7 protein-coding genes and 1 pseudogene are annotated in these 11,924 nt (G+C 72.4%); 2 read left to right on the top strand and 6 right to left on the bottom strand.

Annotated elements, in window-relative coordinates; genetic code table 11:
* Nucleotides 1-389 precede the first annotated feature (389 nt).
* Together AC08OQ_RS11890 and AC08OQ_RS11895 are read left to right on the top strand one after the other, a co-directional pair.
* Nucleotides 390-962: an SAM-dependent methyltransferase gene (locus AC08OQ_RS11890; protein ID WP_476605216.1), complete on the top strand. Its 573-nt coding sequence runs from the start codon at nucleotides 390-392 to the stop codon at nucleotides 960-962.
* Nucleotides 963-1,467: 505 nt separating this feature from the next.
* On the top strand, nucleotides 1,468-2,997 hold the full coding sequence (locus tag AC08OQ_RS11895) for a methionine--tRNA ligase (RefSeq protein ID WP_462187880.1): 1,530 nt from the start codon (nucleotides 1,468-1,470) through the stop codon (nucleotides 2,995-2,997).
* Between the two features lie 48 nt (nucleotides 2,998-3,045).
* Here the strand turns inward: AC08OQ_RS11895 and AC08OQ_RS11900 are convergent, their stop codons facing one another.
* From AC08OQ_RS11900 to AC08OQ_RS11925, 6 genes and pseudogenes are all read right to left on the bottom strand, one after another.
* Nucleotides 3,046-5,826, bottom strand: a complete 2,781-nt coding sequence (locus AC08OQ_RS11900; protein ID WP_476605212.1) for a heavy metal translocating P-type ATPase — start codon at nucleotides 5,824-5,826, stop codon at nucleotides 3,046-3,048.
* Between the two features lie 307 nt (nucleotides 5,827-6,133).
* Nucleotides 6,134-7,156, bottom strand: a complete 1,023-nt coding sequence (gene hemB, locus AC08OQ_RS11905; RefSeq protein WP_476605213.1) for a porphobilinogen synthase — start codon at nucleotides 7,154-7,156, stop codon at nucleotides 6,134-6,136.
* Nucleotides 7,153-8,976 (bottom strand): bifunctional uroporphyrinogen-III C-methyltransferase/uroporphyrinogen-III synthase, encoded by a 1,824-nt coding sequence (locus AC08OQ_RS11910; protein ID WP_476605214.1) that lies wholly within the window; start codon nucleotides 8,974-8,976, stop codon nucleotides 7,153-7,155. Before AC08OQ_RS11910 ends, hemB begins: the two co-directional genes overlap by 4 nt.
* 2 nt (nucleotides 8,977-8,978) lie before the next feature.
* Complete coding sequence (gene hemC / locus AC08OQ_RS11915) at nucleotides 8,979-10,151, bottom strand: hydroxymethylbilane synthase (RefSeq protein WP_476605215.1); 1,173 nt, start codon at nucleotides 10,149-10,151, stop codon at nucleotides 8,979-8,981.
* On the bottom strand, nucleotides 10,148-11,569 hold the full coding sequence (locus AC08OQ_RS11920) for a glutamyl-tRNA reductase (RefSeq protein WP_462187877.1): 1,422 nt from the start codon (nucleotides 11,567-11,569) through the stop codon (nucleotides 10,148-10,150). Before AC08OQ_RS11920 ends, hemC begins: the two co-directional genes overlap by 4 nt.
* Nucleotides 11,566-11,924: pseudogene (locus AC08OQ_RS11925) on the bottom strand (redox-sensing transcriptional repressor Rex); the annotation flags it as partial. The pseudogene AC08OQ_RS11925 and the gene AC08OQ_RS11920, both read right to left, overlap by 4 nt.

The raw sequence follows: 11,924 nt of genomic DNA on the forward strand, positions 1-11,924 counted from the left end.
GGATCCGAGCCACCGGCGGCAGACCGAGCGCGGCCTCGATGAACTCGACGTCAGCCGCGGTCATTTCGGGCGACGCCGCCCGCCGCCAGAACTCGTTCGGAAGTTCGGTAAAGAAGTCCGCGTACCACGCAGACGAGATATCATTTGACAACGCCAGAAGCTCCTCATGGAGTACATCAACACGAAAAATTGATGTCACCAGGCACACCGAGGTCCGACGCTGGTCAGCAGTCGACCTCGATCACCACCACGCCATCCAGGCCGGCGGTGTCCGGTGGCCCGGGACAAGACCCGGGGCAACCATGGCTTCCTCCACGCAAGGCGTCGGGCCGCTCCCCGACGAACTGCCGCCAAACTAGCCCGCCCGCCCGGCGGCGTCAAACCAGTTAATCCGGGTATCGCCGGCCCCGACTCCAGGAAGATCAGCCGGCAGTTGCTCGCGTCGCGCCGCTCACAGCCCCCTTGTCTACGTGTGCAACCCGGGGGTGGTACCGATCGTGCTGGTGCACGCCCGGGCCCTACTCACCAGCGCCCCGAGGGTCGGACCGCGTATCTCGACGCTGACTTCCACGCCCCGGAGAAGATCCTGGCGTCTGAAGCAGCTGCGGGAAACGCTCGACCTGGCCCAGCCTGTCGCGGTCATACATTTCATCGCCGACGACGCCGTCGTCAAGGACCTCGTCGGCCGGCTCATGCGTCCGCTTCCGACAGGCAGCATCCTGGCTCTGTCCACCTGCACGGCTGACAGTGCGCCCGAGGAGGTTCGTGTCGGGGTGGCCGCATACAACGCCAGTGGTATTCCGCTCGTCGCCCGAGACAGGGCCTGGGTCGAGCAGTTCTTCGATGGGCTGGAAATACTCGACCCCAGCGTGGTGCTTGTCAACCACTGGCACCCTGACGAGCTCGCCGCCGTGGACGATGCTCACGTGCACATGTACGGCGGCATTACCCGGAAGCGGTAACATGCCACGCCGCCGGACCGGCGGCCCCGCCGCGTTCGGCACTCACGGCAGGATGGTATGGGTCTCGTCAGGCTGCCTGAGGACCCGAAAGCCTGGCCGCGGTGTCCGCCGAACGGAGCGCGGCCCGGGCAGCGGGCTTCGCACGGTCGCCGCGGCGACCACCCCGCCGACGGCGGTGCCGCATCCCGCGGATGATCTCGCCGCCAACGTTCCCGGCGCGGCGGTCGGCGCGGCGAGCGGGTCGGGACGGGCCGGCGCCGGCGCCGGCAGAAGATCTGTACTCCGGATCCGCTACTCCCACCTCGCTCCCCGGGGGCTACCGGGTGCGAGGTCGCGTAGGATTCACCCTCTGTCGAGGACACATGCCACGGCCGAGACGCCGGCCAGCCGGATGATGATGCACATGCCGTCCGGCCTCTTCCGCGCGTCTTGACAGACTGACCGATGAGGCCCTGACGGAGCCTCGTCGGTGAGGCTGCTACCGGGGCGGAAGGACTCACACCAGATGGGCCGCTACTTCGTGACGACGGCGATTCCGTACGTCAACGGCAAGCCGCACGTAGGTCACGCTCTCGAACTGATCGAGACCGATGCGTACGCACGTCATCTTCGTCAGCGCGGCCACGAGGTCCGGTTCCAGACCGGCACCGACGACAACGCCCTGAAGAACGTCCAGGCGGCCGAGGCCGAGGGGATCACACCCGCCGAGTACGTCGAGCGGGTCGCCACCGGGTTCGTGGGCCTTCGCGGTCCGTTGGGCCTCTCGTTCGACGATTTCATCAAGACGAGCACGGACCCCCGCCATCGGCCGGGAGTCGAGAAGCTGTGGTCGGCCTGCGCCGACCGCGGAGACTTCTACCGCAAGACCTACGCCGGTCTGTACTGCGTGGGATGCGAGCTGTTCTACCAGCCCGACGAGCTGGTGGGCGGCCGCTGTCCGGAACACGGGACCGTTCCCGACCTGGTGGAGGAGAGCAACTGGTTCTTCCGGTTGAGCCGCTATCAGGACCAGCTCCACGAGCTCATCTCCGCCGACCGGCTGCGCATCGAGCCCGCCGCCCGCAAGCGGGAGGTACTGTCCTTCATCGAGGCCGGTCTGGAGGACTTCAGCGCGTCGCGGAGCATGAGCCGGGCCCGCGGCTGGGGTATTCCGGTCCCCGGCGACCCCGAGCAGGTCATCTACGTGTGGTTCGACGCACTCGGGAACTACATCACCGCCCCCGGGTACGGCAACGACGACGACAGCTTCCAGCACTGGTGGAACGACGCCGACAGGCGAGTGCACGTCATCGGCAAGGGCATCATCCGCTTTCACGCCGTCTACTGGCCGGCGATGCTGCTCTCGGCCGGGGTGCGCCTGCCCGACACCATCTTCGTGCACGAATATCTCACCGCCGACGGCATGAAGATCAGCAAGTCGGCCGGCAACGCCGAGGATCCCGCCGACATCGTCGCCGCCTTCAACACCGACGCGCTGCGGTGGTGGATGCTGCGCGACGTCGCCCGAGCCGGCGACACCGACTACACGACCGAACGGCTCGTGACCCGCGCGAACGAGGACCTCGCCAACAACATCGGCAACCTGGTCAACCGGACCGTGTCGATGGTGAAGCGGTACCGGGACGGGCTCATTCCCCCGCCCGCCCCCGACAATCCCGCGGCCGCCCAGCTGCGGGCGGTGCGCGACGAGGCCCCCCGGACAATCGACGACGCCTTCGCCGCCTTCGACTTCCGCCGGGCAGCCGAGGTCATCACGAGGATCGGCGACGAGGGTAACCGCTACGTGGAGGCCGCCCGGCCCTGGGAGCTCGCGAAGGCGGAGCGCAAGGAGGGAGCGTCGCGCGACGCCCTCGACGCAGTCCTCGCCGAACTGGTCGCCACGTGCCGGGAACTGGCGGAGCACCTCGCGCCCTTCCTGCCCGATTCGGCACCGCGCATCGCCGCGCAGTGCGGCGACGGCGGGCCGCGGACCGCCGATCCCAGCCCGGTGTTCCCGCGCCTGGAGGCCCCGCCGGCCGAACCGGCCACGACCTGACCGACGCCGCGGAACCGATCCGGCCGGGCCCGCTCAGGCCGGGCCCGCTCAGGCCGGACGCAGTGCGGTGAAACGCCGCAGCCGCAGACTGTTCGTGACGACAAAGACGGAGCTGAACGCCATCGCCGCCCCCGCGATCATTGGGTTGAGCAGACCGGTCGCGGCAAGCGGCAGCCCGGCCACGTTGTAGGCGAACGCCCAGAACAGATTGCCCTTGATCGTGCGCAGGGTGGCGCGCGACAGTCGGATGGCATCCGCCACCAGGCAGGGATCCGCGTTGACGAGCGTCAGATCCGACGCCTCGATCGCCGCGTCAGTGCCGCCGCCCATCGCCAGGCCCAGATCGGCCTGGGCGAGCGCGGCGGCGTCGTTCACCCCGTCGCCCACCATGGCCACGACCCGGCCCTGCGCCTGCAAGCGACGGACCGCCGCGACCTTCTCCTCGGGCAGGACCTCGGCGATGACGTCCTCGGCCGCGATGCCGACCTCGGCGGCGACGGACCGGGCGACCGCCTCGGCGTCCCCGGTCAGCAGGACCGGGTGCAGCCCGAGCCGACGCAGATCGGCGACGGCCGCGGCCGCGGTGGGCTTCACCGTGTCGGCGACGCTGATCAGTCCGCGGGGACGGCCGTCCCAGCCGACCACGACGGCGGTGTGCCCGGCGGCCCGTTCCCGGTCCAGCTCGGCGGCGAGCGCGCCCGGGAGTTCCGCGAACACCCGGGGCCGCCCGACGAGCACCGCATGCCCCTCCACGGTGCCGCGCACGCCGAGGCCCGCGGTGTTCGCGAAGTCCGCGACCGGCGGCAGCACACCGGCGGCCACCGCGTGCTCCCCAGCCACGTCAGCGATCGCCCGGGCGATGGGGTGCTCGCTCGCCTCCTCCACCGCCGCGGCGAGCCGGAGCACCTCGGCGGCGTCCTCGCCGGGAGCCGGCAGCACCGCGACAACCTGCATCCGCCCGCTGGTCACCGTGCCGGTTTTGTCGAGTAGGACGGTCTGGACCCGCCGCGTCGACTCCAGCACCTCCGGGCCGCGGATGAGGATGCCCACCTGCGCACCGCGTCCCGTCCCGACCAGCAGCGCCGTCGGCGTGGCCAGGCCCAGCGCGCAGGGGCAGGCGATGATCAACACGGCGACGGCCGCGGTGAAGGCGTCGGTCGCCGGCTGCCCGAGAGCCAGCCAGACCCCGAGGGTGACGAGCGCGATTCCGATCACCACCGGAACGAACACCGCCGAGACCCGGTCGGCGAGGCGCTGGACGCGGGCCTTGCCACTCTGGGCCTCCGTCACGAGCCGGGCGATGCGCGCCAGCTGCGTGTCGGCGCCGACCCGGGTGGCCCGGACCACAAGCCGCCCGCCGGCGTTCACCGTCGCCCCGACGACCGCGTCACCCGGGGCGACCTCGACGGGCACCGACTCGCCGGTGACCATGCTCGCGTCCACCGCCGACAGCCCGTCGAGCACGACGCCGTCGGTGGCGATCTTCTCGCCCGGGCGGACGACGAACTCGTCCCCGATCCGCAGCGCCTCGACCGGGATCCGCTCCTCGACCCGCCGCGGGCCAGTCCCCCGCGCACCGTCCGCCGGCCGGTCGCGCAGCACGGTGACGTCCTTTGCCCCGAGGTGGAGCAGCGCCCGCAGGGCCGCGCCGGAACGCCGGCGGGCACGTGACTCCAGGAATCGGCCGGTGAGCAGGAACACCGTCACCCCGGCGGCGACCTCCAGGTAGAGGGCTGTGCCCGCGCCGCCGTGGGCACTCCCGCCGGTGCCGTGGCCACTCCCCGAGTGGCCGATCTCGCCGGCCGAGGCTTCCGGGCCCGGGAAGCCGCCGGTGAACGAGAACGAGTGCCGCATCCCCGGTTCGCCCGCTCCGCCCAGGAACAGGGCGTACAGCGACCAGACGAAGGCGGCCAGCGTTCCGAGGGAGACCAGGGTGTCCATCGTCGCGACCCCATGCCGGGCGCCCCGGCCCGCGGCCCGGTGGAACGGCCAGCCTCCCCAGAGCACGACCGGCGTCGCCAAGGCCAGCGAGACCCACTGCCAGTAGTCGAACTGCCAGGCGGGCACCATGGCCAGTGCGATCACCGGCACGGCGAGCGTCGCCGAGCCAGCCAGCCGGACGCGTAGCGCCCGCAGCGCCGCGCCGGGCGCGTCGTCCTGCGTGCCGCCGCCGTCCTCGGCCTCCGCCGCACCAGTCGCATACTCGGCCGCGGTGTCAGTGCCGGCCGCGGTGCCGGCCGCGGTGTCAGTGCCGGCCGCACCCGGCCCACCCCGGACCGGGGTCGCGGAGTATCCCGCGGCCTGTACCGTGCGGATCAGATCATCGAGACAGACCGCGGGGGCTTCGGTATCCGCGAGGGTGACGGTGGCCTTCTCGGTGGCGTAGTTCACCGAAGCGGTGACGCCGTCCATCCTGTTGAGTTTGCGTTCCACCCGCGCGGCGCACGACGAGCAGGTCATCCCGCCGATCGCGAGCTCGATCCGCGCGGGGTGACCCGTTCCGACGTCGAGAGTGGTCATCAGATCTCCCCTTACAGCGGGCTGGAAGGTACTGCCGGTCGCGGACCGTGGGACCGGACACACCCGCCGGCCACCGGCACCGTTGGCACCACCGAAGCGATACGCCCGCCCGACAAGCTCGTATCCAGCCTCCGCAACAGCCTCCCGGACGGCGCCGTCCTCGACGACGCCGTCGCTGACGAGAGTGACCCGGCCCTCGGCCAGATCCACGGCGACGTCCGACACGGTCGGCAGCCGCGCGAGCTCCTCGGTCACGGATCGGACGCAGTGCTGGCAGGTCATCCCGGCCACCGTGTAGGCGGTCGTCATGGCCGTTCTCGTCTCCTCGTGTAAGCCGCCCCGGTCCCGATGGATCTGCCCATCCCACCGGCCACCGGCACCCGTCCGACCCTCCGAACATACCCTCCCCCCGCATAGTGTACCGGTACCCGGTGGGGGTACCTTCCGAACCCATGGTCGATCATCACGGGAGAGATCCCGCCCACGCCGACACGGGAAGGCCGCGACGCGCAGCCCCCACCCTGAGCAACCTAACGGACGCTTTCCACGAACGCCGGACTCCCGGCACCACCGTGGCGAACCGTCGACGTTGAGGAACCGCCGCCGCGAGGGACGGTCAGCGGGAGGCGGCCAGGCGGCGGGCGACCTCGGTGGCCCAGTAGGTCAAGATGATGTCCGCCCCGGCCCGGGAGATCGCGGTCAGCGTCTCGTCGATCGCCCGGTCCCGGTCAATCCACCCGGCCGCCGCGGCAGCCTCCACCATCGCGTACTCGCCCGACACCTGGTAGGCCGCCACCGGTACGTCCACTGTGTCGGCCACCGCCCGCAGCACGTCCAGGTAGGCCAGCGCCGGTTTCACCATCACCGCGTCCGCGCCCTCGGCAAGGTCGAGCGCGACCTCGCGCCGGGCCTCCTCGGCCGAGCGGACCGGATCCTGCTGGTAACCGGTCCGGTCCCCGAACTGCGGGGCGCACTCGGCAGCCTCGCGAAACGGCCCGTAGAACGCCGAGGCATACTTCACCGAGTAGGCGAGGATCGGCAGGTCGATGAAGCCCTCCGCGTCCAGCGCGGCCCGGATCGCGCCGACCTGGCCGTCCATCATCCCGCTCGGCGCGACGACCTCGGCACCCGCACGGGCCTGCGCCACGGCGATCGCGCCGTAGCGCGCCAGGGTGGCGTCGTTGTCGACCTCCCCGGAGCCGGTGAGCAGACCGCAGTGCCCGTGGTCGGTGTACTCGTCCAGGCACAGGTCCGTCATCAGGACGACGTCGCCACCGACCTCGGCGACGAGATCGGCGAGCGCGAGCTGGACGATGCCGTCCGGGTCGTCGGCGGCCGAGCCGCGGGCATCCTTCTCCGCGGGCACACCGAACAGGATGAGCCCGCCCACGCCGGCCTCGACGGCCTCGACGGCCGCCTCCCGCAGCGAGGAGCGGGTGTGCTGGACGACACCGGGCATCGAGGCCAGCGGAACGGGATCGGCCACGCCCTCCTTGACGAACATCGGCAGCACCAGGTCGGACGGATGCAACCGCACGTTCGAGACCAGCCGGCGCAGCGCGGGCGAGCGGCGCAGCCGGCGGGGACGTGCCGTCGGGTATCCGGCTGCGGCCCCGTTCCCCCGGGCCGGCACCCTCACCGCCGCGAGCCTCGCCGTGGCTTCGGCAACCGCGCGGCGAGCGGCCCGATCTTCCCGAGCTCTTCCCGGTGTTCGGCAGCGAACTCCGCCAGCGCCCCGACAAGGGCGGGGATGGACGCCTCCGGAGCCTGCACGTCGACGCGCAGCCCGAGCTCCTGGGCAGTGGCGGCCGTCGCCGGACCGATCACGGCGATCACCGTCGTCTCGTGGGGCTTGCCGGCGATGCCGACCAGGTTGCGCACGGTCGAGGACGAGGTGAAGACGACCGCGTCGACCCGGCCGCCCTTCAGCGCCTCCCGGATGGAGGCGGGCGGCGGAGCCGCACGCACGGTGCGGTAGGCCGTCACGTCATCGACCTGCCAGCCGCGTTCCTTCAGGCCGGCGACCAGGGTCTCGGTGGCGATGTCGGCGCGCGGCAGCAGCACCCGGTCGAGCAGGTCGAGGGTGTCGTCGAAGTCCGGCCAGTCCGCCAGCAGCCCCTCGCTGGACTGCTGCCCGGACGGGACGAGATCGGGCCGGATACCGAAGGTGCGCAGCGCGTCGGCCGTCGCCTCGCCGATCGCCGCAACCTTGACCCCCGCGAACGCGCGGGCGTCGAGGCTGCGTTCCTCGACCTTCTCCTGCACCGCCTTGACCGCGTTGACCGAGGTGAAGGCCACCCACTGGTAGCGCCCGGAGACCAGACCGGTGATCGCGCGCTCCATCGGGGCGGCGGTCCGCGGGGGCTCGACAGCGATCGTCGGCACCTCCAGCGGGCTTGCGCCGTGCGAACGCAGCAGGTCGGACAGGATCGCCGCCTGTTCCTTGGTCCGCGGGACCAGCACCGTCCAGCCGAACAGCGCCCGGGTCTCCCACCAGGACAACTTGCTGCGGGTCGCGACCACCGAGCCGATGGACAGCACGACCTGGGTGATCGGGGTGGGGGCCGCGGTCAACAGCGGTGCCGTGTCCACCTCGACCCGATCAAGCGTCGAGGTGACGGTGCGCTGGTCGGTGGTGGTGCCGTCCACGGTCACCGCGATCGGGGTGTCACCGGGCCGCCCGTGCTCGACGAGCGCCGCCGCGACCTTGCCGACCTCCGTCGGCGCCGCCGTGACCACGAGGGTGCCCGGGGTCTGGGCGAGGGCACCCCAGTCCAGGTCGCCGGGGGAGGAGATGGGCGCACCGAACCCGCCGAAGCCGCCCGGGGCACCGAGGCCCAGCGGCGAGCCGAACCCGCCGGTTCCCAGGCCACCGCCGAGCCCGCCCCCGAGACCGGCGATCGGCCGCCCGCCCAGCCGCGAGGCCCCGAACGGAGGACCGGTGAGCGGACCCACCGGCTCGCTCCCGCCGAACGGCGAGGACGCCGGCACGGTGCCCGACGACGAGAAGACCCCGGAGGTGCTGGCGAAGGTGACCGGCGCGCCCGGGGCGACCCCGGCGTAGGTCGCGACCGCGGCGCCAGTGAGGATGCCGGGCACCACCCGATAGGGGATCTTGGCCTTCGCGAGCGCCTGGGCGTCCGCGGCGCCGATGCGAGTCAGCCACGGATCGGAGGCGTAGAGCCGGACCACCTTGTCACCGGCACGGGCCCTGCTCACCACCGCGGCGGTCGCCGCCTCCGCGTCACGGACCGGCTTCGGCGCCTCGAGGTCGCCAATGCGCAGCACTTCGGCGGTGAGGTTCTCCACCACCGCCGGCGCCACCTCGGGATCGGCCACCACCAGGTCGGCGGCGGCCAGGGTCTCGACCGCGAGGACGGTGAGCAGTCCGGGATCACGTGGTCCGGCACCCACCAGGGCGACCGGGGAGACGGGCTTCTTCGTTCGTCGGGTGGCCATGCTCAGCGGGTTCCCATCAGCGAGTGTGCTCCGGCGGACAGCATGTCGTCCGCGAGGCGCTGCCCGAGCGCCTCCGGGTCGACGGCGGATCCGGTGACGTCACGCCGGAGGACATCGCTTCCGTCCGGCGCGGCGACGACCGCCCGCAGGCACAGACGACCCGCGGGAGGCGCACCGCCGGCCTCCGCCGCAGCTCTTTCGGCCGGCTCCGGAAGAAGCTCGGCCAAGGCGCCGACCGGGGCAGTACAACCAGCTTCGATGCCGGCGAGGAACGCGCGTTCCGCTCTGACCGCGACGGACGACGATGCGTCATCGAGCACAAACCGTAGCAGCTCGGCGAGGCCCGTATCGACGGGCTGGCCGCCATCTGACCACGTTTCGCCACCGGTTTGTCCCGCAGCGGGACCCGAACCCGCCGCGGCGGGCACCAGAGCGCGCGCCGGGCCGGCCACGACGAGCCCGGCACCGCCCGTGCACTCGATCGCCAGGGCTCCCTGACCGGGCGCGGGCAGCATCACCGTGGGTTCGAGGATCTCGGTGACGGCATCGAGCCGGTCGAGCCGCGCCAGCCCGGCGTGCGCGAGGACGACCGCGTCCACCTCACCGTCGATGGCCTTCTTCAACCGGGTGTCGACATTGCCGCGGATCGTGACGACCTCCAGCCCGAGGCCGAGAGCACACAGCTGCGCGGCGCGACGCGGAGATCCGGTCGCGATCCGGGCGCCGGCCCTGAGCTCGGCCAGGCGCCGCCCGCTCGGGGCGACCAGCACGTCCCGGGGGTCCGCCCGCGGCGGGACCGCGGCGAGCACCAGACCGGGTGGGGTGGCCGTTGGAAGGTCCTTCAACGAGTGGACCGCCAGGTCGATCTCACCAGACAGCAGGGCGTCGCGCAGCGCGCTGACGAAGACGCCGGTCCCGCCGATCTGGCTGATCTCCCCCGACGAGCGGTCCCCCGCCGTGACAATCGGCACCAGCTCGACGGCGCAGCCCACCCGCGCCCGCAGGGTGGCGGCGACCGTCCCGGACTGGGCCAGCGCCAGCGCCGAGCGCCGCGTTCCCAGCCGCAGCCGGCGGCCGGCGAAACGGGCCAGCAGGTCGGCGCCGGTACTCGCCGCGCCGATGCTCGTCGGATCGGTACTCGTCGGGTCGGTACTCGTCGGGTCGATCCCCGTCACGAACGCTCCAGCAGATCAAGGTCAGGCGCGGACACCACGGCGGGCACCTCCCGCGGCAGATCGAACAGTTCCCGCAGGGCCTCGGCGTAGGCGTCTCCGCCGGGCGCCCCGGCCAGCTCCTGCACCCGCACGGTCGGGGCGTGCAGCAGCTTGTCGACGACGCGCCGGACCGAGCCCTCCACCAGGCTCCACTCCCGATCGTCGAGGTCGGGCAGGCGGGTGTGCAACCGGGCGAGCTCGCTACGCACCACAGCGGCGGCGTGGGCCCGCAGCGCGACGACGGTCGGCGCCACCCGGCCCGCCTGCCGGCGGTCGAGGAAGCTCGCGACCTCGGCGGCGACCAGCGCGCGGACCGCCTCCACATCGTGCGTCACCTGGGCGCCGTCCAGCGCGATGCGCAGTGCGTCCAGGTCGATCAGACTCACCCCGGGCAGCTCGCGCACCCCCGGGTCGATGTCGTGCGGCAGGGCCAGATCGAGGAAAACCAGCGGGCGCCTTGCCCGGCCGGGCAAGGCCGCGGCAACCAGCTCGTGCTCGACAACGAGACCGCTCGCGCCGGTCGAGGAGATCACCAGGTCCGCCATGGTGATCTCGTGGGCCAGGTCGGTGAGACCGACGACCCGGGCCTCGTGGGCCTCGGCGACGCGGGCCGCCCGGGCGGCGGTCCGGTTCGCGATCACGACCTCCCCGGCACCGGCTCGCCGGACGGTCTGCGCGGCCAGCGATCCCACCGCGCCGGCACCGATGAGCAGCACCCGGGCCCCGGCCAACGGCGGGGGTTCGGACGTCACGGCGGGCCGCGGTCCCTCGGCCGCGGCTCCTCCCCCGTCCAGCGCCCGCCCACCCGGCGGCGCCACCGGCACGGCCGGAACCTCGCTGTGGAGGCCCAGACCGGAGGCGGCCAACCGGACACCCACCGAGACGATGGATGCGCCAGCGGCATCGATGGACGTCTCGGAGTGGGCCCGCTTGCCGACCCGCAGCGCGGCCTGGAACAGGCCGGACAGCGCGCTGCCCGCCACCCCGGCGGCCTGACCGGCCCGGAAGGCCGTGCGTACCTGACCGAGGATCTGGCTCTCCCCGACGAGCATGGAGTCCAGGCCGCACACTACCGAGAACAGGTGCCCGATGGCCCGCGCCTCGTGGTGGACGTACAGGTGGCCGGCGAGATTACCGAGGTCGATCCCACAGATCCGGCTGAGCTGGTCGGAGATGTCGGCGACTCCGCCGTGGAAGGTCTCGACCTCGGCATAGATCTCGATGCGGTTACACGTCGAGAGCACCACCGCCTCGCTGACGTGGGTGCCCTCGGCCAGATCGTGCAGGACCTTCGGGACCTCCTCGGCCGAGACCGAGGTGCGTTCGAGCAACGACGTGGGCGCGGTCTGGTGGTTGAGCCCGACCACCAGGAGGCTCACGACGCCTCACCTCCGGCCATCAGCGATCCCGCGGCCGGCAGCGTCCTGTGGGTCGGCGATCCAGGCGCCGGGGTGTGCTCCAAGCGCGCCGCACCCGGTTCCCCCTCCCGATCATCCCGGGTCGGCCGACCGTCCCGAGCCATCCCGGCCGGACGAGCTGCCCCCGCCGGACGAGTCACGCCTACTTGCCGAGTCACCCGCACGACCTCATCCGCATCGGTCTCCAGCCTGTCCGCGGAGGGCTCCGTCCCGTCCGCGCTCGTCACCCCGTCCAGGCCCGTCACCCCCCGCGCGGCGAGGACGTCGTCGCCGCCTGGCACCGCCTCGCGGGCCGAGGGCGCCCGCCGCGCCGAGC

The organism is Frankia sp. CcCS3 (genome assembly GCF_977927575.1).

Coding starts and splice junctions, on each gene's coding strand:
- AC08OQ_RS11900 (WP_476605212.1), bottom strand. CDS start 5,826: ATGACGACCGCCTACACGGTGGCCGGGATGACCTGCCAGCACTGCGTC.
- AC08OQ_RS11895 (WP_462187880.1), top strand. CDS start 1,468: ATGGGCCGCTACTTCGTGACGACGGCGATTCCGTACGTCAACGGCAAG.
- AC08OQ_RS11910 (WP_476605214.1), bottom strand. CDS start 8,976: ATGGCCACCCGACGAACGAAGAAGCCCGTCTCCCCGGTCGCCCTGGTG.